General features: G+C 66.0%; 22 protein-coding genes. 13 read left to right on the top strand and 9 right to left on the bottom strand.

Annotated features, from left to right (window positions below):
* Position 1: 1 nt before the first annotated feature.
* Positions 2–727, top strand: a complete 726-nt coding sequence (cobI, locus tag D2N39_RS12090; protein ID WP_119135049.1) for a precorrin-2 C(20)-methyltransferase — start codon at positions 2–4, stop codon at positions 725–727.
* Positions 724–1,455 carry a precorrin-3B C(17)-methyltransferase gene (cobJ, locus tag D2N39_RS12085; protein ID WP_119135048.1) on the top strand — a complete coding sequence of 244 codons (732 nt, stop codon included), beginning with the start codon at positions 724–726 and terminating at the stop codon, positions 1,453–1,455. The genes cobI and cobJ overlap by 4 nt, the downstream gene beginning before the upstream one ends.
* An 80-nt stretch (positions 1,456–1,535) precedes the next feature.
* Here the strand turns inward: cobJ and D2N39_RS12080 are convergent, their stop codons facing one another.
* Positions 1,536–2,264, bottom strand: coding sequence for a cobalt-precorrin-6A reductase (locus tag D2N39_RS12080; protein ID WP_119135047.1), 729 nt, complete (start codon positions 2,262–2,264; stop codon positions 1,536–1,538).
* On the opposite strand from D2N39_RS12080, the gene cbiE reads away from it, so the two are divergent.
* The 5 genes from cbiE to cobA are packed head-to-tail and all read left to right on the top strand — an operon-like array spanning position 2,263 to position 6,572.
* A complete protein-coding gene (cbiE, locus tag D2N39_RS12075; RefSeq protein ID WP_119135046.1) occupies positions 2,263–3,426 on the top strand; it encodes a precorrin-6y C5,15-methyltransferase (decarboxylating) subunit CbiE in 1,164 nt (387 codons plus the stop codon). The two genes, D2N39_RS12080 and cbiE, sit on opposite strands and share 2 nt — an antisense overlap.
* The gene (locus tag D2N39_RS12070) at positions 3,423–3,767 is read left to right on the top strand and encodes a cobalamin biosynthesis protein (RefSeq protein ID WP_119135045.1); all 345 of its coding nucleotides are present in this window, start codon (positions 3,423–3,425) and stop codon (positions 3,765–3,767) included. The genes cbiE and D2N39_RS12070 overlap by 4 nt, the downstream gene beginning before the upstream one ends.
* Positions 3,764–4,546: a precorrin-4 C(11)-methyltransferase gene (cobM, locus tag D2N39_RS12065; RefSeq protein WP_119135044.1), complete on the top strand. Its 783-nt coding sequence runs from the start codon at positions 3,764–3,766 to the stop codon at positions 4,544–4,546. The genes D2N39_RS12070 and cobM overlap by 4 nt, the downstream gene beginning before the upstream one ends.
* The gene (locus D2N39_RS12060; protein WP_119135043.1) at positions 4,546–5,856 is read left to right on the top strand and encodes a cobyrinate a,c-diamide synthase; all 1,311 of its coding nucleotides are present in this window, start codon (positions 4,546–4,548) and stop codon (positions 5,854–5,856) included. Before cobM ends, D2N39_RS12060 begins: the two co-directional genes overlap by 1 nt.
* Positions 5,853–6,572: a uroporphyrinogen-III C-methyltransferase gene (gene cobA / locus D2N39_RS12055; protein ID WP_119135042.1), complete on the top strand. Its 720-nt coding sequence runs from the start codon at positions 5,853–5,855 to the stop codon at positions 6,570–6,572. Before D2N39_RS12060 ends, cobA begins: the two co-directional genes overlap by 4 nt.
* 92 nt (positions 6,573–6,664) lie before the next feature.
* Here the strand turns inward: cobA and D2N39_RS12050 are convergent, their stop codons facing one another.
* From D2N39_RS12050 to D2N39_RS12040, 3 genes are all read right to left on the bottom strand, one after another.
* The gene (locus D2N39_RS12050) at positions 6,665–7,009 is read right to left on the bottom strand and encodes a GrlR family regulatory protein (protein WP_119135041.1); all 345 of its coding nucleotides are present in this window, start codon (positions 7,007–7,009) and stop codon (positions 6,665–6,667) included.
* Positions 7,010–7,213: 204 nt separating this feature from the next.
* Positions 7,214–10,903, bottom strand: a complete 3,690-nt coding sequence (locus D2N39_RS12045) for a vitamin B12-dependent ribonucleotide reductase (protein ID WP_119135040.1) — start codon at positions 10,901–10,903, stop codon at positions 7,214–7,216.
* 555 nt (positions 10,904–11,458) lie between these two features.
* Entirely contained in the window at positions 11,459–12,340 is an 882-nt protein-coding gene (locus D2N39_RS12040; RefSeq protein ID WP_119135039.1) for a DMT family transporter, read from the bottom strand.
* 145 nt (positions 12,341–12,485) lie between these two features.
* On the opposite strand from D2N39_RS12040, the gene D2N39_RS12035 reads away from it, so the two are divergent.
* Complete coding sequence (locus D2N39_RS12035) at positions 12,486–13,385, top strand: DMT family transporter (protein WP_119135038.1); 900 nt, start codon at positions 12,486–12,488, stop codon at positions 13,383–13,385.
* Positions 13,386–13,427: 42 nt separating this feature from the next.
* Positions 13,428–14,705, top strand: a complete 1,278-nt coding sequence (gene eno / locus D2N39_RS12030) for a phosphopyruvate hydratase (protein ID WP_119135037.1) — start codon at positions 13,428–13,430, stop codon at positions 14,703–14,705.
* Between the two features lie 68 nt (positions 14,706–14,773).
* On the opposite strand, the gene D2N39_RS12025 is transcribed toward eno, so the two are convergent.
* Positions 14,774–15,436 (bottom strand): ZinT family metal-binding protein, encoded by a 663-nt coding sequence (locus D2N39_RS12025; RefSeq protein ID WP_119135036.1) that lies wholly within the window; start codon positions 15,434–15,436, stop codon positions 14,774–14,776.
* 158 nt (positions 15,437–15,594) lie between these two features.
* Between D2N39_RS12025 and D2N39_RS12020 the strand changes: the two genes are divergently transcribed.
* The 3 genes from D2N39_RS12020 (at position 15,595) to rarD (ending at position 17,580) form a co-directional block, all read left to right on the top strand.
* Positions 15,595–16,224: a pseudouridine synthase gene (locus tag D2N39_RS12020; protein WP_119135035.1), complete on the top strand. Its 630-nt coding sequence runs from the start codon at positions 15,595–15,597 to the stop codon at positions 16,222–16,224.
* Positions 16,184–16,612, top strand: a complete 429-nt coding sequence (locus tag D2N39_RS12015) for a cupin domain-containing protein (protein WP_119135034.1) — start codon at positions 16,184–16,186, stop codon at positions 16,610–16,612. The genes D2N39_RS12020 and D2N39_RS12015 overlap by 41 nt, the downstream gene beginning before the upstream one ends.
* 65 nt (positions 16,613–16,677) lie before the next feature.
* Positions 16,678–17,580, top strand: coding sequence for an EamA family transporter RarD (gene rarD, locus D2N39_RS12010; RefSeq protein WP_119135033.1), 903 nt, complete (start codon positions 16,678–16,680; stop codon positions 17,578–17,580).
* A gap of 9 nt (positions 17,581–17,589) precedes the next feature.
* On the opposite strand, the gene D2N39_RS12005 is transcribed toward rarD, so the two are convergent.
* Entirely contained in the window at positions 17,590–18,693 is a 1,104-nt protein-coding gene (locus D2N39_RS12005; protein WP_119135032.1) for an anhydro-N-acetylmuramic acid kinase, read from the bottom strand.
* A gap of 63 nt (positions 18,694–18,756) precedes the next feature.
* Here D2N39_RS12005 and tyrS point away from each other — a divergent pair, with 63 nt between their 5' ends.
* Positions 18,757–20,007, top strand: a complete 1,251-nt coding sequence (gene tyrS / locus D2N39_RS12000) for a tyrosine--tRNA ligase (protein ID WP_119135031.1) — start codon at positions 18,757–18,759, stop codon at positions 20,005–20,007.
* 64 nt (positions 20,008–20,071) lie between these two features.
* Here the strand turns inward: tyrS and D2N39_RS11995 are convergent, their stop codons facing one another.
* The 3 genes from D2N39_RS11995 to D2N39_RS11985 all read right to left on the bottom strand — a co-directional run bounded on the left by D2N39_RS11995 (position 20,072) and on the right by D2N39_RS11985 (position 22,447).
* Positions 20,072–21,259, bottom strand: a complete 1,188-nt coding sequence (locus D2N39_RS11995; RefSeq protein ID WP_119135030.1) for a calcium-binding protein — start codon at positions 21,257–21,259, stop codon at positions 20,072–20,074.
* Between the two features lie 125 nt (positions 21,260–21,384).
* Entirely contained in the window at positions 21,385–21,948 is a 564-nt protein-coding gene (locus D2N39_RS11990; RefSeq protein WP_119135029.1) for a peptidylprolyl isomerase, read from the bottom strand.
* Entirely contained in the window at positions 21,938–22,447 is a 510-nt protein-coding gene (locus D2N39_RS11985) for a peptidylprolyl isomerase (RefSeq protein WP_119135028.1), read from the bottom strand. Before D2N39_RS11985 ends, D2N39_RS11990 begins: the two co-directional genes overlap by 11 nt.
* Between the last annotated feature and the right edge of the window lie 73 nt (positions 22,448–22,520).

The following is a 22,520-nucleotide window of genomic DNA, read 5'->3' as shown; positions in this document are numbered from 1 at the left end:
CATGGCCCGCATCATCTGTGCCGGGCTTGGCCCCGGCGACCCTGATCTGATCTCGGTCCGTGCCGACCGCGCGTTGCGCGGCGCGGCGCAGATCGCCTATTTCCGCAAGGCCGGGCGGCGCGGTCAGGCGCGCAGCATCGTCGAGGGGATGCTTGCCCCCGGTGTCACCGAATATGCGATGGAATATCCGGTCACCACCGAACTGCCCTTCGACAGCCCCGCTTACATCGAGGCGCTGGCGCGGTTCTATGACATCTGGGCCGACCGTCTGGCCAGCCTGCCCGGCGAGGTAGTCGTGCTCTGCGAGGGCGACCCCTTCTTCTATGGATCGTTCATGCATCTCTATGCCCGGCTGAAGGATCGGGTGGAGGTCAGCGTGATCCCCGGCATCACCGGCATGGCGGGCTGCTGGCATGCCACCGGCCAGCCCATCACCTGGGGCGACGATGTGCTGAGCGTGCTGATGGGCACCCTGCCCGAGCCCGATCTGGTGGCGCATATGCAGCGCGCCGATGCGCTGGCGGTGATGAAGACCGGGCGTAACCTGCCGAAGATCCGCCGCGCGCTGGAAAGCGCGGGCCGCCTGTCCGAGGCCTGGCTGGTCGAACGCGGCACCATGCCGGGCCAGCGCATCGCGCCGCTGGCCGAGGTGGATACCGCCGATTGCCCCTATTTCGCCGTCGTGCTGGTTCATGGCCATGGCCGCCGGCCGGAGATCGCGGAATGACCGGCGCGGTCATCATTGCGGGGCTTGGCCCCGGAGACAGCGCGAAAGTGACGCCCGAGGTCGCGGCGGCGCTGAAACAGGCCACCGATGTGGTGGGCTATATCCCCTACGTCGCCCGCGTGACGCCGCGTCCGGGCCTGACTCTGCACCCTTCCGACAACCGGGTAGAGCTGGACCGTGCCACCCATGCGCTTGAAATGGCGGCAAAGGGCGCGCGGGTCGTCGTGGTTTCCTCTGGCGATCCGGGGGTTTTCGCCATGGCCAGCGCGGTATTCGAGGCGCTGGAGGCGCGGCCCGACCTTGCGCAGGTGCCGGTGACCGTGCTGCCCGGCATCACGGCGATGCTCGCCGCCGCCGCCGCCGCCGGGGCGCCCTTGGGGCATGATTTCTGCGCCATCAACCTCAGCGACAACCTCAAGCCCTTCGCGCTGGTCGAACGCCGCCTGCGGCTTGCCGCCGAGGCGGATTTCGCCATGGCCTTCTACAACCCCCGGTCAAAATCCCGCCCGCATCAATTCGCCCGCGTGCTGGAGATCCTGCGCGAAAGCTGCGAACCCACGCGGATCATCACCTTCGCCCGCGCGGTTTCGACGCCGGAACAGCACCTCCGCACCGTCACGCTGGCCGAGGCGACCGAGGATATGGCCGACATGCGCACGGTCGTTCTGGTCGGCAATTCGGCCACCCGCCGCATCGGCCCCTACGTCTACACGCCAAGGTCCGCCTGATGCCCCGCGCCCTGCCTTTATCTTGGCCCAAATATCCCCGCCGGAGGCATCCTGTCCCCGCCACCGGCGCGCCAGTCGGGTCAGCGCGGCAGCCAGCCCATGACGCTCGCGACATCGCCGAACCGCGCGCGCGGCGGGATCGCGGGCCGGTCGATCATCACCACCGGCAAACCCAGGTCCCGCGCGGCATCGAGCTTCGCGCGCGCCCCGCTGCCCCCGGCATTCTTGGCGACGACATGGGTGATGCGATGAGCCCGCATCAAGGCCAGATCGCCCGCCAGATCGAAGGGACCGCGCGCCACCACAGCCGTCGCATCGGGCAGCGGCAGCGCGCCCGGCGGATCGACCAGCCGCAGCAGATAGTGATTGCCGGGTTTCCCGGCGAAATCCGCGACATGCTGCTTGCCGATCGCCAGAAACACCCGCGCGCCCGTCGCGGGCAGCGCTGCCACCGCTCCCGCCAGATCGGGCACGCAGGTCCAGCGGTCGCCCGGCCCGGCCTGCCATGCCGGACGCTCCAGCGCGGCCAGCGCAACGCCTGTGGCTGCGCAGGCCGTGACGGCATTACGGCTCATTTGCGCCGCGAAGGGATGGGTCGCGTCGATCACATGCGTGATCTCCTCGGCCCGCAGCCAGGCCGCCAGCCCTTCAGCCCCGCCAAAGCCCCCCACACGGGTCGGCAGGGGCTGGGCCAAAGGGGCATCGGTGCGACCGGCATAGGAAAACACCGCATCCGCCCCGGTCTCGGCCAAGGCCCGCGCAAGGGCGCTGGCCTCGGTGGTGCCGCCCAGAAGAAGAATGCGCGTCATGGCTGATCCCTGGCTCCATATCCTCGGTCTGGGCGAAGATGGCCTTGACGGGCTGCCCGCCGCAAGCCGTGACCTCCTAGATGTGGCGGAAATCATCATCGGCGGGCCGCGCCATCTTGCGCTGGTGCAGGCGGGCGGGCGCGGCGTGGCCTGGCCGGTGCCGTTTTCCACCGCCCCGGTGCTGGCGGCGCGCGGGCGGCGCACCGTGGTTCTGGCCTCGGGCGATCCGTTCTGGCATGGCGCGGGCGGCAGCCTGATCCGCGACCTTGCGCCCGGAGAATGGGTCAGCCACCCCACGCCCTCGTCCTTTCAACTGGCCTGCAACCGGCTCGGCTGGCGCATGGAGGAGGTGCTTTGCCTCGGCCTTCACGCCGCGCCCTGCGCCCGGCTGCGACCGCTGCTGACACGCGGCACCCGCGCGCTGGTCACCCTGCGCGACGGCGCGGCGGCGACCGGGCTTTGCGACTGGCTGACCGCCAACGGCCATCCCAACGCCCGCGTCACTCTGCTGGAAAGGCTTGGCGGCCCGCAGGAGCGTATCGGCCCTGCACCGTCTGGCGCCCCCGAAGCCCCCCTTCTGGCAGCCATCGAGGCGCACGACCCCGGCCTGCCGCGCACACCCGGCCTGCCTGATACGCTGTTCCAAAGCGATGGCCAGATCACCAAGGCCCCGGTGCGGGCGCTGACGCTGGCCGCGCTGGCACCGCGCGCGGGGGACCATCTGTGGGATCTGGGTGCCGGGTCCGGCTCGGTTTCGGTTGAATGGTGCCTTGCGGGGGGCAGCGCCTCGGCGGTAGAGGCCCGCGCCGACCGGCTGCCGAACATCCGCGCAAATGCCGAAAACTTCGGTCTGACCCATCGCCTGGACGCCCATCATGGCGACAGCGCCGAACGGATCGCGGACCTGCCGCGCCCCGATGCGGTGTTCATCGGCGGCGGGCTGACGCCCGATCTGCTGACACGGCTCTGGGCGCAACTGCCCGAGGGCACAAGGCTGGTGGCCAATGCGGTGACGCTGGAAACCGAGGCCACGCTTTACGCGGCCCATGCCACCCACGGCGGCGGCCTCATGCGCATTGACCTCGCGCAAAGCGGCCGCCTTGGTGCTTTCCGCGACTGGCAGGCCGCCCGCCCCGTGGTGCAATGGAGCGTCACGCGATGATCGTCGCCGGAATCGGATTGCGCCGCACAGCCACCGAGGCCGACCTCGCGGCCGCACTGGCGCTGGCACCTTGCGCGCCACAAATGCTCGCCCTGCCCGAGGACAAGGCCGCGCATCCCGCGCTGGCCGGGCGCGCCGTCATCGCCGTGCCGCTGGCGGCCCTGCGTGTGCAGGCGACCCAAACCCCCTCGCCCCGCCAGCCCGCGCGCTATGGTGCGGGCTCGGTCGCCGAGGCCGCAGCCCTTGCCGCCGCTGGCCCCGGCGCCATCCTGATCTGCCCGCGTCTTGTTGCCCCCGGCGGGCGCGTGACGCTGGCCCTTGCCCAAGGAACCCCCGCATGACCGTCCATTTCATCGGCGCAGGCCCCGGCGCGGCCGACCTGATCACCCTGCGCGGCCGCGACCTGATCGCGGCCTGCCCGGTCTGTCTTTATGCGGGCAGTCTGGTGCCTGAGGCACTGCTGAGCCACTGCCCCTCCGGCGCGCGGATCGTGAACACCGCACCGCTGAGCCTTGACGAAATCATGGCCGAGATCGCTGCCGCCCATGCCGAAGGTCACGATGTCGCGCGGCTGCATTCGGGCGACCTGTCGGTCTGGTCGGCAATGGGGGAGCAGCTTCGCCGGTTGCGCGTCCTTGGCATCCCCTATGACGTGACGCCCGGCGTGCCCAGCTTCGCCGCTGCGGCTGCGGCTTTGGGCACGGAACTCACGCTGCCGGGTGTCGCGCAATCGGTGGTGCTGACCCGCACCTCGGGCCGTGCCACCGCCATGCCCGAGGGCGAGGCGCTGGAAAACTTTGCCCGCACCGGCGCGACGCTGGCCATTCACCTGTCGGTGCATGTACTTGAAACCGTGGTGGAAACCCTGTCACCGCATTACGGAAACGATTGCCCGGTCGCCGTGGTCTGGCGCGCAAGCTGGCCAGACCAGTGTATCGTCCGCGCCACGCTTTCCACGCTGGAAACCGCCGTTGGGGCAGAGATGGAGCGCACGGCGCTGATCCTCGTCGGCCCCGCGCTGGCAGCCGAGGGATTTGACGAAAGTCGTCTTTATGCAGGCGACTACGACCGCCGCTATCGCCCGGTCGGCACCCATCCGCGCTTTCCCGAAGGCACGTGATGCTGCCCCCCGGTCTCATTATCTCGGCCCCCGCCTCGGGCACCGGCAAGACAACGGTGACGCTTGGGCTGCTGGCCGCATTCCGTGCCGCCGGGCTGGAGGTGCAGCCGTTCAAAAGCGGGCCCGATTACATCGACCCCGCCTTTCACACCGCCGCCTCGGGCCGGGTTTCGGTGAACCTTGATACCTGGGCCATGCCCGCGCCGCGCATCGGCGCGCTGCTGGCGGCGGCGACTGGCGCCGATCTTGTGCTGGCCGAAGGTTCGATGGGTCTGTGCGACGGGGTGGCGGCAGCGGGGGAAACCGGCATCGGCGCCAGTGCCGATCTGGCGGAACTGACGGGTTGGCCGGTGGTGCTGGTGATCGACACCTCCGGTCAGGCGCAAAGCGCGACGGCCACGGCGCTCGGGTTTCGTGCGATGCGGCCGGGGCTCAGGATTGCCGGGGTGATCCTGAACCGCGTGGCCTCGCCCCGGCACGAGGCGCTGATCCGCGACGGGATGGCGGCGCATGGCGTGGCCGTGCTGGGTGCGCTGCCGCGCCGCGCCACGATCGAACTGCCGGAACGTCATCTGGGGCTGGTGCAGGCGGGCGAGACCGCCGGTCTGCACCGCATCCTTGACGAGGCCGGGGCCTTCATCGCCGCGCATTGCGACCTTGACGCGATCCGCCGCGCCGCCGCGGCGACCCGCACCCTGCCCGGCACCGCCCGCCGCATGGCCCCCCCCGGCCAGCGCATCGCGCTGGCGCAGGATGCGGCGTTTTCCTTCATCTATCCGCATCTTCTGGCCGACTGGCGTGCGCAGGGGGCCGAGATCCTGCCCTTCTCGCCCCTCGCCGATGAAGGCCCCGATGACAGCGCCACCGCCTGCTGGCTGCCCGGCGGCTACCCCGAACTGCATGCAGGCGCGCTGGCAGCGGCAGAGCATTTCCGCGCCCGCCTGACCGCCTTCGCCGCCACGCGCCCGGTGCATGGCGAATGCGGGGGCTATATGGCGATGGGCGCCGGTCTGGTCGATGCCAAGGGCCAACAGCATCGCATGGCGGGGTTGCTGGGCCTTGAAACCTCGTATGAAAAGCGCAGGATGCACTTGGGCTATCGCCTTGCACGGCTGGAGGCGGCGATGCCCGGCATGGCCAAAGGCACAAGGCTGCGCGGGCATGAATTTCACTACTCGACCATCCTCGCGCAACCCGATATGCCGCTCGCCCAAGTCGAGGATGCCACCGGCGCCGCTGTCCCGGAAACCGGATCGCGCCGGGGGCTGGCCAGCGGCACCTATTTCCACCTGATCGGAGAAGCGACATGACCGGCTTCGTCACCTTCGTATCCTCTGGCCCCGGCGACCCGGAGCTGATGACCGTGAAGGCGGTGAAACGGCTCGGGACCGCCGATGTGGTGCTGTATGACGACCTGTCCTCGGGGCCGATCCTCGATCTGGCGCGGGCCGACGCCGATCTGGTCTCGGTCGGCAAGCGCGCCGGGCGGCCCTCGGCCCGGCAGGAGCATGTGAACCGGCTGCTGGTCGATTACGCGCAGGCGGGCGCGCAGGTGGTGCGGCTGAAATCCGGCGATGCGGGCATCTTCGGGCGGCTGGAAGAAGAAATGACCGCGCTGCGCGACGCGGGCATCGGGTTCGAGATCGTGCCCGGCGTCACCTCGGCTTCGGCCGCGGCGGCGGCGGCGGCGATCCCGCTGACCCGGCGGCTGACCGCGCGGCGGGTGCAGTTCCTGACCGGCGCCGATGTGACAGGCGGCCTGCCCGAAACGCTGAACTGGCCCGCGCTGGCCGACCCCGGCGCGACGACAGTGATCTACATGGGCAAGCGCACCTTCCCCGAACTGGCCGCCGCGCTGATCGCCCATGGCCTGCCACCCGAGACGCCCGCGCTGCTGGCCCATGGCGTCAGCACCGCCGAGGAACAGCTGGAACGCTTCACCGTCGCCCGCCTCGCCGCCCATCTGGACGGCGCCGAGAGCACCAGCCCGGCGCTGATCCTTTACGGGCCGCTGGCGGAGGGGTGAGGAAATGCGCGACCTTAGCGCAGAAAGATTAAGGACGCGGAGCAGGCCGCGCCCTTTCGAGTGAAGTGGCTGACATTACGAGCTACGGCCATCTATTCGGCCGCCAGCCGCGTCGCAGTGCGCATACGAAACCTGACGCGCATCGTTTCAAAGCCGATGGCACAGCCAGAGAATGAAAAGCCATTTCCATCGGCGCGACCGGAGATTTTCAATTCGAACCGCTCAACTGGTCCGAATATCGACCTCGCATCAGGATCAACCCGGATCACCGCAACCCGGCCCAAATAGAGGCCGCCACGACAATCCATGTGACCACGGTAGATGTAGCCTCCATCACCACCCCAAATTCTGCTCCGATCCACTTGGATCGTGCCAAACCCGGAGGTGCCGATATTGCTGTTAAATTCGACCCAACAGGTGCCGTAGAGTGCAGCCATGATGGCGCCCTTTCATCTTTATCCACAGCGTCCCACACAAAAGGTTGGGCAAACCTGTGGAAGGGTGATGAGACCATTGAAACGAGCCAAACCTCCCCATATGGCTCTACAGCCACTTTGTTGGCGCTCGTTCTTCAGGCCAGTCTCTAGCTCGCCTGAAAGCCGGGGCGCGACGCTGGCACGTCGCGCCCCAACTCCAATTCCTCAGCTACAGCCGCTGGTGCCACCGCAGGTGTTGCACTTCATGCAGGTGCCGTTGCGGACCAGCGTGTAGTTGCCGCATTCGCCGCAGGGGTCGCCTTCATAGCCTTGCATCTTCGCCTTGGTGCGCGCGTCCAGCGAGACCGAGCCGGAGGCCAGCGCGGTCGTCGCGCCCATGGTGCCGGTGGCGCGGGCCGCGTCGGGCATCAGCATATTGACTGCCGCCGGATCGCCGCCCAACGCGGTGGCGCCCATGCCGCCTTGCAGCACCACAAGCTCTTTCGGCAGGCGCTTGCGCAGGTAGCCGGTCGAGGAGATCTGCCGCAGCACTTCCAGCGATTTGGAGGCGGCGCTTTCGCTCACCGGCTCCAGATTGGTGTCGCGCTTGCCTTCCGCAACGCCCCCGCCGAGTTCGTCGAAACTCGCGCCTTTCGGGGCGACATGGGCGAGATCGGTGCGGTCGAGATAGCTGACCGCCAGTTCGCGGAACACATAGTCGAGGATCGAAGTCGCGTTCTTGATCGAGTCATTGCCCTGCACCATGCCCGCCGGTTCGAACTTGGTGAAGGTGAAGGCGTCAACAAATTCCTCCAGCGGCACGCCATATTGCAGGCCGACCGAGACCGCGATGGCGAAGTTGTTCATCATCGCCCGGAAGCCCGCGCCTTCCTTGTGCATGTCGATGAAGATTTCGCCCAGCGAACCGTCCTGATATTCGCCGGTGCGCAGATAGACCTTGTGGCCGCCCACCACCGCCTTCTGGGTATAGCCCTTGCGGCGTTCCGGCAGCTTTTCGCGGTGGCTGCGCACGATTTCCTTCACGATCACCTTTTCGATGATCTTCTCGGCCAGCACGACAGCCTTTTCCTGCGGCGTGCCGGTGGCGAGGATTTCCTCGGCTTCCTCGTCATCCTCGACCAGCGCGGCGGCCAGCGGCTGCGACAGCTTCGACCCGTCGCGATAGAGCGCATTGGCCTTGATGCCGAGCGAATGCGACAGCTCGTAAGCCGCCAGAGTTTCCTCGATCGAGGCCGAATTCGGCATGTTGATCGTCTTGGAAATCGCGCCCGAGATGAAGCTCTGCGCCGCCGCCATCATGGTGATGTGGCTTTCGACGGACAGGAAGCGCTTGCCCTTCTTGCCGCAGGGGTTGGCGCAATCGAAGACCGGCAGGTGCTCGGCCTTGAGGAACGGCGCTCCTTCCAGCGTCATGGTGCCGCAAACATGGTCATTCGCCGCGTCGATCTGCGCTCGGGTGAAGCCAAGGTGGCGCAGCAGGTCAAAACCCGGATCGTTCAGCTTGTCGGCCGGGATGCCAAGGGTCTGCTGGCAGAACTCCTCGCCCAGCGTCCACTGGTTGAAGACAAAGCGGATATCGAAGGCCGAGGGCAGCGCCGCCTCGATCTTCTCGATCTCGCGCGGGCCGAAGCCGTGGCCGATCAGCGCGGTATGGTTGATACCGGTGCAATTGCCGAGGCTGGCATGGCCCACAGCGTAGGCCACGATTTCCGCGATCTGACCCGAAGAATAGCCCAGCGTTTCCAGCGCCGCCGGAACCGACTGGTTGATGATCTTGAAATAACCGCCGCCAGCCAGTTTCTTGAACTTCACCAGCGCGAAATCCGGCTCGATCCCGGTGGTGTCGCAATCCATCACCAGACCGATGGTGCCGGTGGGGGCGATGACGGTGGTCTGGGCGTTGCGGTAGCCGTGCTTTTCGCCAAGGCTCAGCGCCTCATCCCATGCCGATTTCGCCAGCGTCACCAGCTCAGTATCCGGGCAGTTGGCGGCATCCAGCGCCACGGGCGAGACGTTCACGGCCTCATAGCCCGACACATGACCATAGGCCGCGCGGCGGTGGTTGCGGATGACGCGCAGCATATGCGCGGCATTGCGGCTGTAGCCCGCGAAAGCCCCCAGCTCGCCCGCCATTTCGGCGCTGGTGGCGTAGGTCACGCCGGTCATCAGCGCGGTCAGTGCCCCACACAGCGCGCGGCCCTCGGTCGAGTCGTAGCCCAGACCCATATTCATCAGCAGACCGCCGATATTGGCATAGCCAAGGCCCAGCGTGCGGAAGTCATAGGACAGTTGCGCGATTTCCTTCGACGGGAACTGCGCCATCATAACGCTGATTTCCAGCGTCACGGTCCAGAGCCGCGTGGCGTGCACATAGGCAGTCGCGTCGAACCGGCCCTCGCTGAAGAAGGTCAACAGGTTCATCGAGGCAAGGTTGCAGGCCGTGTCATCGAGGAACATGTATTCCGAACAGGGGTTCGAGCCGCGGATCGGGCCATCTTCCGGGCAGGTGTGCCAGGCGTTCACGGTATCGTGGAACTGGATGCCCGGATCGGCGCAGGCCCATGCGGCATGGCCGACCTGATCCCAAAGCTCACGCGCTTTCACCGTCTTGGCGGTCTTGCCATCGGTGCGGCGCACCAGCGCCCAGTCGGCATCGTCCTTCACCGCCCGCAGGAAAGCATCGGTGACGCGGACCGAGTTGTTGGAGTTCTGACCGGAGACCGAGATATAGGCTTCCGAATCCCAATCGGTATCATAGGTCGGGAATTCGATGCTGTCGAAGCCCTGCCGCGCATATTGCAGCACGCGGTTGATATAGGTTTCCGGGATCATCGCCTTCTTGGCGGCACGGATCGCGGTTTTCAGCGCATCGTTTTTCGTCGCATCGCAGGCGTCGGTCACGCTGCCGTCCCAGCCACGGATTGCGGCGAAGATCGCGTTCAGGTGCTGTTCGTGCATCTTGGAGCCGGCCACCAGCGAGGCGACCTTCTGCTCCTCAATGACTTTCCAGTTGATGAATTCCTCAATGTCCGGGTGATCCATGTCGCAGATCACCATCTTGGCGGCCCGGCGCGTGGTGCCGCCCGATTTGATCGCGCCCGCCGCGCGGTCCCCGATCTTGAGGAAGCCCATCAGGCCCGACGACTTGCCGCCGCCCGACAGTTTCTCGCCCTCGCCGCGCAGCGACGAGAAGTTGGTGCCGGTGCCCGAGCCGTATTTGAACAGACGCGCCTCGCGGACCCAGAGGTCCATGATGCCGCCCTCGTTCACCAGATCATCGCTGACCGACTGGATGAAGCAGGCATGGGGCTGCGGATGTTCATAGGCGCTGTCCGAGCGGGTCAACTTGCCGGATTTGTAATCGACATAGAAATGGCCCTGACCGGGGCCGTCGATGCCATAGGCCCAATGCAGGCCGGTGTTGAACCACTGGGGCGAATTCGGCGCCGCCATCTGGCGGGCCAGCATGAAGCGCATTTCATCATAATAGGCGCGGGCGTCGGATTCAGAGGTGAAATAGCCACCCTTCCAGCCCCAGTAGGCCCAGGCGCCTGCCAGACGATCGAAGACCTGCTTGGCCGAGGTCTCGCCGCCAAAACGGGCGTCTTCAGGCAGTGCGGCCAGTGCCTCGGTATCGGGGACCGAGCGCCACAGGAATTCGGGCACACCCTTTTCCTTCACGCGCTTCAGGACCGCCGGAACCCCGGCCTTGCGGAAATATTTCTGCGCCAGCACGTCCGAGGCGACCTGGCTCCAGCCTTCCGGCACCTCGACCGCCTCGTTACGGAACACCACCTTGCCATCCGGGTTACGGATTTCCGAAGTGGTGGTGGAGAAGGACATGGCGCCATAAGCGCCGGTGGTTTCCGTCGTGAACTTCCGCTCGATCTTCATTGGCCCCGCCGTCCCTTTTTTGCACTTAGCCTGCGGATTTTCCGCCGGTTTTGGTTGCGCGACTTCGCCTGTGGGCCGGCAAAAGGAGAACAGGCCTTCCGCCGGAACGAAAGGTCGCACAGAGGCCGAAGCCCCACACATCCAGTGGTGTTTTCTCCCTTGGGCCGCCCCGCTCACACCAGATTTAGTGTGTCACGTCGCTGCGTCGTCAAATTGTCGGAAATCCGGGGGTCGATCAACGGAAAAATCAGCGCTCCGCGCGGCTAATTTGTGTTGACTGGAAATTTACCCACAACGGATAGATGCGGGCTGCCGACTCGGTCTCTTGCGGACGGGCTGTGGATGAACCGGGGGATGCGCTGCGGATGATCCGCGGCGAACCTCCAAAAACCCCGGAAATCCGGCAGGTTCCCGGCGGGTGCTGCCGGGATGTCTGAACTGTGGAAAACCCGGTCTTCCGTAACGTCATCCGCAGCGGGCGCCGCTGGTGATTGTCTGCCGCAGCGTCATACAGGTGTGACAGGCTTGCGACACCCTGCCCCACCGCACGACGTGTCAGCCACGCCGATTCACGAGGATGATTCCCACGGCCACCAGCGCCGCCGAACCCAGAATCGACGGCCCCAGATGTTCGCCCATCAGCGCCCAGCCAAACAGCAGGCTCAGAACCGGGGTGAGGAAGGAAAAGCTCGCCACCGTGGCAGCGGAATAGCGCGACAGCAGCCAGAGCCAGGTGATGAATCCCCCCGCCACCACGATGGCAGCCTGAAACACCAGCATCGCCCAGTGTTCCGGCTGGATGTCCCGGATGAGCGGCCCGAACAGCGGTGCGGCGATCAGCAGGATGGGGGCCGAGACGCCGACCATCCACAGAAGCTGCATCTCTGGCCCGACGGGCGCCAGACGCGGACGCCGTGCGATGAAGGCGGTGGCGGCCCAGCCGATCGCCCCGCCCAGCGCGTAAAGATCGCCTGCCAGGCTGCCCTGCCCGCCGCTGCCGGACCGATCCAGAATGGCCCAGGCGGTTCCCGCGAATGCCAGCGCAAGACCGACGCCGCGCAGCGGGGTCAGCCGTTCGCCCGGCAGGCCGAAATGCGCGGCAAGGCCCAGCCAGACCGGCATGGAATAGAAGATGATGGCGGCGCGGCTGACTGTGGTCAGGTCCAGCGCCATGAACAGGCACAGGAATTCTGCGGCGAAGACCGCGCCGATCAGCAGCCCTGCCCCCAGCGTGCCGGGGGTATAGCGTGGCGTGCGGCCCTTCCAGATCATCCAGCCCGCGACGAAGGGCACCGCCAGCGCCGAGCGCAGGCCCGCAAAGAACACCGGCTGCAACCCTTCGTTCGTCACCTTCACCACGATCTGATTGACCGCCAGCAGCAGCGTCACCCCCAGCAGGATCGCCAGCCCGCGACCGTCCAGCCTGCTTTTTTCCATTGCGCCTGTCCCCGCTTCCCCGCGCGCCAGTGGTGACGGCAGTCTGCGGCCGATGCAAGCCGCTTTGGCACTGGAGACCGCCGCGCCCTTCGCCTAGAGATCGGTGGCGCGGCCTCTGGCCGGGAGAAACCGGAAAGGGCCTGCGATGACCGATACCCGCGACAACCTGCGCGGCATCCTGCTGATGGTTGCCTCGATGGCCGGTTTCGCCATCGAGGACATGTTCATCAAATGGGCGGCGGCGGGACTGCCGACCGGGCAGATCATGCTCATGCTGGGTATTTCCGGCGCGCTGGTCTTTGGTCTGTTCGCGCGGGCGCAGGGCCAGCCCGTCATCAGCCGCCGGTTCTGGCACCCCGCCGTGGTGCTGCGCAATCTGGGCGAGATGGTCGGCACGCTGGGCTTTGTCACCGCGCTGGCGCTGACACCGCTGACCACCGCCACCGCGATCTTTCAGGCAACCCCGCTGGCGGTCACGCTGGGCGCGGCGCTGTTTCTGGGCGAAAAAGTCGGCTGGCGGCGCTGGTCTGCCATCGGCGCGGGGTTCATCGGTGTCCTGATCATCATCCGGCCGGGATTTGAAGGTTTCCGCCTTGCCTCGCTCTGGTCGGTGCTGGCGGTCATCGGGCTGACGCTGCGCGACCTTGCCACCCGCCGCATCCCCGCCGACATCAGCACCACCCAGATTTCGGCATGGGGTTTCACCTCGTTGATCCTGCTGGGGCCGCTGATGCTGGCGGTCACGGGCGGCGCCCGGATGCCCGCCCCGGTGGAGGCGGGCTACATGCTGGGGGCGCTGGCCTTCGGTATCGCCGCCTATTGGGCCATCGTGCAGGCGACCCGCCTGGGCGAAGTGTCGGTCATCACGCCCTTCCGCTATTCCCGGCTGGTCTTCGCGCTGATCGTCGGCATGGTGGTCTTTGCCGAACGCCCCGACCTGCCCACCCTTGCCGGGGCCGCGCTGATCATCGGATCGGGGCTTTATTCCTTTGCACGCGAGCGTTTGCGCAAACGATCCCTTCCCACACCGGACGTCGCAGGGTAAAGACGCGGCCGAGAGCACCGCTTCCCCACAAAGGAACTCGCCATGAGCACGATCATCGACATTCACGCCCGCGAAATCCTCGACAGCCGCGGCAATCCCACGGTTGAAGTGGACGTGACGCTGGAAAGCGGCGCCATGGGCCGCGCCGCCGTCCCCTCGGGCGCCTCGACCGGCGCGCATGAGGCCGTGGAAAAGCGCGACGGCGACAAGTCGCGCTACATGGGCAAGGGCGTGCTGGAGGCGGTGGCCGCCGTCAACGGCGAGATCGCCGAAGAACTGATCGGGTTCGACGCCACCGAACAGGTCGGCATCGACCGCACCATGATCGAACTGGACGGCACTCCGAACAAGGGCCGCCTTGGCGCCAATGCCATTCTGGGCGTCAGCCTCGCCGTGGCGAAAGCCGCCGCCGAATACACCGCCCAGCCGCTGTTCCGCTATGTCGGCGGCACCTCGGCCCGCGTGCTGCCGGTTCCGATGATGAACATCATCAACGGCGGCGAACATGCCGACAACCCGATCGACATTCAGGAATTCATGATCATGCCGGTCGCCGCCGCGAATATCCGCGAAGCGGTGCGCATGGGCTCGGAAGTCTTCCACACGCTGAAGAAAGAGCTTTCGGCGGCGGGCCTGTCCACCGGCATCGGTGACGAGGGCGGCTTTGCGCCGAACCTGTCGTCCACCCGCGTCGCGCTGGATTTCATCCTGAAATCCATTGAAAAGGCGGGCTACAAGCCCGGCGAGGACATCTATCTGGCTCTCGACTGCGCCTCGACCGAATATTTCAAGGGCGGCAAGTATGAAATGAAGGGCGAGGGCCTGTCGCTGACCTCGGCCGAGAATGTTGAATATCTGGCCAAGCTCTGCGCCGATTATCCGATCATCTCGATCGAAGATGGCTGTGCCGAGGATGACTGGGACGGCTGGAAACTGCTGACCGAGGCGCTTGGCAACAAGGTGCAACTGGTGGGCGACGACCTGTTCGTCACCAACCCGCGCCGTCTGGCCGAGGGCATCGCCAAGGGCGTCGCGAACTCGATGCTGGTGAAGGTGAACCAGATCGGCTCGCTGACCGAGACGCTGCAAGCCGTCGATATGGCGCATCGCGCGCGCTACACCAACGTCATGTCGCACCGTTCGGGTGAAACCGAGGACAGCACCATCGCCGACCTCGCCGTGGCCACCAACTGCGGCCAGATCAAGACCGGCTCGCTGGCACGGTCGGACCGGCTGGCGAAATACAACCAGCTGATCCGCATCGAGGAAATGCTGGGCGAAGTCGCCGAATACGCGGGCCGCAGCATCCTCAAGGCCTGAGCCGCTTCTGCCGGAAACGACAAACGGGCGCCCTGCGGGCGCCCGTTCTGCTTTGCTGCCTGCCCCGCTCAATGCGCCAGCATCTCGGCCACCACCTGCGATTCCGTCAGATCGGCGGGGTAATAGGTGGGCCAGTTGGTCAGCTCCTCCAGAAGCGCCGCGCGATCATTGCCCCAGTAAAGGTGATAATGCCCCGCCTTGACCGGCGCGATGGCATGGTCGCTGAACTGGATGAAGCCCGGTGCCCCGGCATCGCCCGCCACTTTGCGGAAGACATAGCGCACGCCGCGATTGCCCTTCTCATAGGTCAGGATTTCATAGCCATCGTCGGCATAGCTGCCCGACACAGTGCCCGCTGCACTGTGAAAGCTCACCTTGTCGCCATGAATTTCGATCCGGTCCACGTCGGTCCTGTATCCGGTCTCGTAATAGGCGCGGTAATCAGCGGCGGTCTTTTCGCCGTGCTCGGCCTTGTGCTGCATCACCGGGTCCAGCGCCCCGCCCGTCAGCAACGGATAGACCGATTGCCAGTCACCTTCCCAGTCGGACAGTGCCCGTGCGGCAATCTGGCTGTCCTCGAAATAACCCTTGTAGACGGAAGCATCCGCCGCATGGGCATGCGCATGGCTATGATCATGGGTGGCCTTCTGCTGCGCAACCGCGGGCGCAGCCAGCGCCAGTATCACCACGCTGGCGAATACCCCGTTCCGGGTCGTTGAGTGTTTCCGCATTTCCTGTTCCTTCCTTCTGGGCCGTCTTTCGGTGTTCAGCCGGGCTGAATCTAGATATGTTATCTCATAACATATTCTGATGGAGATACCCGCCTCCAACAGGCAGCGCAACCCCATGCAGTGGTTTCCTTCCGCCCCGCCCCGTGGCACAACAGGTCATGGCGCGCCTCATCCTTCTGAACAAACCCTATGACGTGATGTGTCAGTTCTCCGGCGATGGCAGCCGGGCGACGCTGGCCGATCTGGTGCCGGTGGCGGGGGTCTACCCGGCCGGGCGGCTGGACCGCGACAGCGAGGGGCTGGTCTTGCTGACCGATGACGGGCGGTTGCAGGCGCGGATCGCCGATCCGGCGCATCGCATGGCCAAGACCTATCTCGCTCAGGTCGAGGGCATGCCGGACGAACCCGCGCTTGCGGCCCTGCGCGCGGGCGTCACGCTGAACGACGGGCCGACCCGCCCGGCTGCGGCGCGGGCAATTGCGGCGCCAGACTGGCTCTGGCCCCGCGTGCCGCCGATCCGCGAACGGAAATCGGTGCCCGACGCCTGGATCGAGCTGACACTGCGCGAAGGCCGGAACCGGCAGGTGCGGCGGATGACCGCCGCTGTCGGCCTGCCCACCCTGCGCCTGATCCGCTGGGCGGTCGGCGACTGGACCATCGACGGCCTTGCCCCCGGCGAATGGCGCGAGGTCGAGGTGGCGATGCCCGCCGCCCCCTATCGCAAGCCGCATCCGAAAGGCCCCCGCCATGACCGAAGCGCAACGCCTCATCGCCGCCCTCGGGCTTGAGCGGCACCCCGAAGGCGGCTGGTATCGCCAGACCTGGATCGACGACAGCAGCCCCGGCCGCCCCGGCGGCACCGCCATCCATTTTCTGCTGCAAGCAGGCGAGCGCAGCCACTGGCATCGGGTGGATGCGGTGGAGATCTGGCACTGGCACGCCGGGGCGCCGCTGATCCTGTCGCTGGCAGAAACCGCCGAAGGGCCCGCGCGCGACATCCGGCTGGGCCCCGATGTGCTGGCGGGCGAGGCGCCGCAAGTCATCGTGCCCGCGCATCACTGGCAGGCGGCGGCCCCCACCGGCGACTGGGGACTGGTGTCCTGCACTGTCACGCCCGGCTTCCGGTTCGAGGGATTCACGCTGGCCGCGCCCGGCTTCGACATTCCGCGCGGCTGACCGGCAATTGTGCCGGTGACAAGTTCGCCATGGTGACGGACCTGCCGAAGTTTTAGGCAAGAGGCATGAACACAGATACTGACTCGCCGCGCGGCCTTGCCTTCGCCCTTGGGGCCTACCTTCTGTGGGGCGTGCTGCCGATCTACATGAAGGCGCTGGCCCATGTGCCCGCGGCCGAGGTTCTGGCGCATCGCGTGGTCTGGTCGGTGCCGGTGGCGGGGGCGCTGCTGGTCTGGCTCGGGCGCACCGCCGATCTGATGGCAGCCCTGCGCAGCCCGCGGATGCTGGCCATGGGCGGGCTGACTGCTGCCATCATCTCGGTCAACTGGGGCATCTATATCTGGGCGATCCAGAACGGACATGCGCTGGACGCCGCCCTTGGCTATTACATCAACCCGCTGGTGACGGTCTTCCTTGGCGCCGCGACGCTGGGTGAACGGCTGAACCGCTGGCAGACCGCCGCACTGGTGTTGGCCGCCTGCGCGGTTGCGGTGCTGACATGGGAGGCCGGGCGCCTGCCCCTGCTGGCGCTGGGGCTGACGGCAAGCTGGGCCGCCTATGCCTGGTTCAAGAAACAACTGCCCATCGGGCCCAATCAGGGCTTCATGCTGGAGGTGGTTCTGCTGTCGCCCTTCGCACTGGGATGGATCGTCTGGCTGGCCGCCAGCGGTCAGGGCAGTTTCATGGCGGGCGACATGAAGGACAGCCTGCTTCTGGCCTCGGCCGGGTTCGTGACGGCGGTGCCGCTGATCCTTTACGCCAACGGGGCGAAACTCTTGCGGCTTTCGACCATCGGTATCCTGCAATATGTCAGCCCGACGATGATCTTCCTCGTCGCGGTCTTTCTGTTCCATGAACCATTCAGCAGCGCCAAGGCGGTGGCCTTCCCGATGATCTGGGCGGCACTGGCGGTCTATACCTTCGGGATGATGCGGGCGCGGCGCGGTCGGGTCCAGGCACGAGGCTGAACAGCGCGCCTATTCGCCGGGACGCGAGATGCGCCCACCGCCTACCAGCGCCGGAACACCCGTGGTGGACGGCCCCGAAGTGGGCAGCCCCCGCGCAACCCGCACGGCAAGATAGGCGAAAGCCTGCGCCTCCAGCATGTCACCATCCAGACCCGCGGCCTCCACCGGCTCCACCGTGCAGCCGGGCATCAGGTCTGACAGATAGGCCATCAGCGTCGCATTGTGCCGCCCGCCACCACCGACCAGCAGGCGCGTCACCGGGCGGGGGAAATGTTCGGCCCCGCGCGCAACCGCCGCCGCCGCCGCGCGGGTCAGCGTCGCCACCGCATCGGCATCGGGCAGATCGGCCACCGCCGCGATCAGATCGTGGAAATCGTTGCGGTCCAGAGATTTGGGCGGCATCCGCAGGAAATAGCGATGCGCAAGGAAGCCATCGACGATCTGCCGCTGCCAGCGACCGGAGGCAGCGAGCACACCGCCCTCGTCGCGCGGCTGGCCGGTGCGGGCCTGCACCAGATCGTCGATCGGCGCATTGGCCGGGCCGGTATCGAAGGCGAGACAGGCGCCCTCCGCTTCCGGTCCCGGCTGCGTGGGATCAACCCATGTGACATTGCCGACGCCGCCGAGGTTCAGGAAGGCCAACGGCTCGGTTGCGCCGATGCGACGTGCCAGCGCGAAATGGAAGAAGGGCACCAGCGGCGCCCCCTGCCCGCCCAGGGCCACATCGGCGCTGCGAAAATCCCAGACCACCGGCACGCCCAGCACCTCGGCCAGCACGGCGCCATCCCCGGCCTGATGCGTGCCGGGCCCGCCCGGATCATGCGCCAGTGTCTGGCCATGGAACCCCACCAGCGCCGCCGATCCGAACTGGCTGAGCAATTCGGCATGGGCGGTTTCCACCACCTCGGCCGCAGGCTCCACCTCGGCCGCACCGGGCCACAGGCCAAACGCCGCGCGGATCACCGCGCGTTCGTCCTCGTCATAGGGGCGATAGCCACTTTCGCCGAAGTCGAGGATGCGTTCGCCATCCGTCAGCACAAGGGCCGCATCGACGCCATCCAGCGACGTGCCCGACATCGCCCCCAATGCCCAGACTGGCCCCGCCTTCAACATGGCTTCCCCTTGTTCGCCCGCACCGCTATACCGCGTCACGGCGTCATAAAACACGAGAGTCCGATGACCTACCACCCGAAATCCGACTTCATGCGCGTGATGATCGAGCGCGGCTATCTGGCCGACTGCACCGATTATCAGGGCCTGGACGAAGCCCTGGTCAAGGGGGTGGTGCCTGCCTATATCGGCTATGACGCCACGGCGGCCTCGCTGCATGTGGGCCACCTGCTGAACATCATGATGCTGCGCTGGCTGCAAAAGACCGGGCACAAGCCGATCACGCTGATGGGCGGCGGCACCACCAAGGTGGGCGACCCCTCGTTCCGCGCCGATGAACGCCCGCTGCTGACGCCGGAAAAGATCGACGAGAACATCGCCGGGATGAAGCAGGTCTTTGCCCGCTATCTGGATTATTCCGATGCGCCCGGCGGCGCCATCATGCTCAACAACGCCGAATGGCTGGATCACCTGAACTACCTCGATTTCCTGCGCGACATCGGGCGGCATTTCAGCGTGAACCGGATGCTGAGCTTTGAATCGGTGAAATCGCGGCTGGACCGGGAACAATCGCTGTCCTTCCTCGAATTCAACTACATGATCCTGCAAGCCTATGATTTTCTGGAACTGAACCGCCGCTATGGCTGTCTGTTGCAGATGGGCGGGTCGGATCAGTGGGGCAATATCGTCAACGGCATCGACCTGACGCGCCGCGTGCTGGATCAGGAGATCTATGGCCTGACCTCGCCCTTGCTGACCACCTCGGACGGCAAGAAGATGGGCAAGTCGGCCTCCGGTGCGGTCTGGCTGCGCGGCGACATGCTGAGCCCTTACGAATTCTGGCAGTTCTGGCGCAACACGACCGATGCGGATGTGGGCCGCTTCCTGAAGCTTTACACCGATCTTCCGCTGGAAGAATGCACCCGTCTGGGCGCTCTGGCCGGGTCGGAAATCAATGCGGCCAAGATCATTCTCGCAAATGAGGTGACGACGCTGCTGCACGGCGCGGAGGCCGCGCAGGCCGCCGAGGCCACCGCGCGCGAGGTGTTTGAAAAGGGCGGTATCGGGGCCGATCTGCCGACCGTCGCGCTGGATGTGGCGGATGTGGCGGATGGCATCACCGCAGCGCAGCTTTTCGTGCGCGCGGGGCTGTCGCCTTCAGGGAAAGAGGCGAAGCGCCTGATCGCCGAAGGTGGCGCGCGGGTGAATGACGATCCGGTGCTGGATGCGGGGCACAAGTTCCATGCGGCTGATTTCGCCGAGCCGCTGAAGCTGACGGCCGGAAAGAAACGTCACGCGCTGGTTACGCTGGGCTGAGACTGGCGGAAAGAACGTAGAACCGGGCGCAGCGGGGTTCCCGCCGCGCCCGTTTTGCTTTCGGTCAGAGCAGCGTCTCGACCACGAGGTTCTCGCCCATCACCAGCAATTCGCTGGACACGCCATCCAGCGTGACGCGCGAGTCGCCATAGATGACGACAGCATCGCCGTTCTTGTCGATGATGCGCAGTTCGTCCTCGGCGCTCATCTGGATGAAGATGCGATCCTCGCCCGCCGCGAAATCGGTGATGAGGTCAGTGCCGTCTCCGGTGGCAAAGTGGAAGTCGTCAGCCCCTGCCCCGCCGGTCAGCGTATCGGCATGGACGCCGCCATAAAGCTGGTCATCGCCGGTGCCACCGATCAGCTTGTCGCCGCCATCGCCGCCTTCCAGACGGTCGTTGCCCGAGCCGCCGTCCAGCGTGTCCTTGCCAACATCGGCCAGCAGGGTGTCATTGCCCGCCTGCCCCTTCATGCGGTCATCGCCCAGACCAGCCGACATGCTGTCATTGCCTGCGCCGCCGGTCATCAGGTCATTGTTGGCACCGCCATCCATCGTGTCATTGCCAGCACCGCCGTTCAGCGTATCATCGCCAACGCCGCCGATCAGGCTGTCATGGCCCACACCGCCATCAATCCGGTCGTTGCCAATCCCGCCATCCATCGTGTCATCGCCTGCGGCGCCCTTGACCTGAACGATCTTGTCGTTGCCGATGTCGCCCAGCAGGCTGTCGTTGCCCGCCGAATCCTCGATGCGGTCATTGCCCTTGCCGCCGGAAATCGTATCGTCTCCCGTGCCGCCCGCCAGCGTGTCATTGCCGCCAAGAGCGGTGATCTTCACACCATTGTCAGAGTAAAGACCGTTTTCGGCATTGAACCGGATCTCGTTGGCCTTGCTGGTGCCGGTCACCGTCCAGTCCAGCGCGGTCAGGGCGCCCAGAAGTTTCAGGGCCGAGGCGCTGTCCGACAGGCTGGGGAAATCTGCCGCGTTCAACGAGAGGCCGGTAATGTTGAACTGCAACTTGCCCGCCGCGTTCAGAACCTTGAGGCCGGTCACCTCGCCGGTGGGAAAGCCCTTCAGCTCGCCGTTCACGATGTCATAGGTCAGGCTGCTGGCGCTGATGACATATTTGAAAGCGTCGTTCTTCAGGGTGAAGCCGGTGGCCTTGAGGCCAGAGGCGCTGCCACCGTTGAACATCGCGGCCACAGATTGCCGCATTACTGATGACGAAACGAGGTTTGAAAGCTTGGCCATTTGAAAGCTCCTGACATACGATGGCGCGCACTATCCGCTTCGGCCACGATTCAGGCAATGGGGAATGATCTGCGCATCAAAAAGGCGGCCCCGAAGGGCCGCCCGGTCATCCACCTGCGGGCGGATCATTCCTGAACGGTGACTTTCACCATACGGTCCGGGGTGCTGACCGAACCGTTCGCGCCGTCGCCCTTGCGGATCGCATCCACCACATCCATGCCCGAGATCACCCGGCCCACGACGGTATATTGCCCGTCCAGATGCGGCGCCGGGGCGAACATGATGAAGAACTGGCTGTTGGCCGAATTCGGGTCCATCGACCGCGCCATGCCGACCACGCCGCGATCGAACGGCACCGAGGAAAACTCGGCCGGAAGGTCGGGCAGGTTCGAGCCACCCATGCCGGCCTGCGCGCTGCCGCCATTCTTGCCGTATTGCACGTCGCCGGTCTGCGCCATGAAGCCGTCGATGACGCGGTGGAAGACCACATCGTCATAGTCCCCCGCCTTGGCCAGCGCCACGATCTGCGCCACATGCTTGGGCGCCACATCGGACAGCAGGTCCACCACGATCTCGCCCTTGGCCTGGCCATCGACGTCGATCACGAGGTTCGGGCCCGGCCCGTCGGTTTCGGCCAGAACGGGGGTGCCCGCCAGCAGCAGGGCCGCGATCAGGGCCTTAGGCGACATCGGCAGCCACCACGACCTTGATCATGCGGTCCGGGTTGGCCGGCGGCTCGCCACGCATGATCTTGTCGACATGTTCCATCCCCGAGATGACCCGGCCGTAAACGGTATACTGGCCGTTCAGGAAATGGTTGTCCTTGAAGTTGATGAAAAACTGGCTGTTGGCCGAATTCGGGTTCTGCGACCGGGCGGCGCCCAGCGTGCCCCGGTCATGCGGCAGCTTGGAAAACTCGGCCGGAAGGTCCGGCAGATCCGAACCGCCCGTGCCGGCACGGCGCAGGTTGAAATTGTTTTCCATATTGCCGTTTTCCACATCGCCCGACTGGGCCATGAAGCCCTCGATCACGCGGTGGAAGCAGACATTGTCATAGGCACCGGCGCGGGCCAGTTCCTTCATGCGCTCGCTGTGCTTGGGCGCGACATCGGGCAGCAGTGCGATCATCACATCGCCGTCCTTCAGCGTCATGATGATGGTGTTTTCCGGGTCTTTGATCTCGGCCATCTCGGTCGGTCTCCTTCTATCCGGGGCGCAAGGTAATGGCGCGGGCGCGCAAGGGAAAGGGCAAACCCGCGTG

Origin of the sequence: Gemmobacter lutimaris (assembly GCF_003570715.1) — a bacterium.
GTDB classification, from domain to species: Bacteria; Pseudomonadota; Alphaproteobacteria; order Rhodobacterales; family Rhodobacteraceae; genus Gemmobacter; species Gemmobacter lutimaris.
The sequence above is the reverse complement of the archived record's forward strand: the minus strand, read 5'-3'. Positions and strand labels throughout refer to the sequence as shown.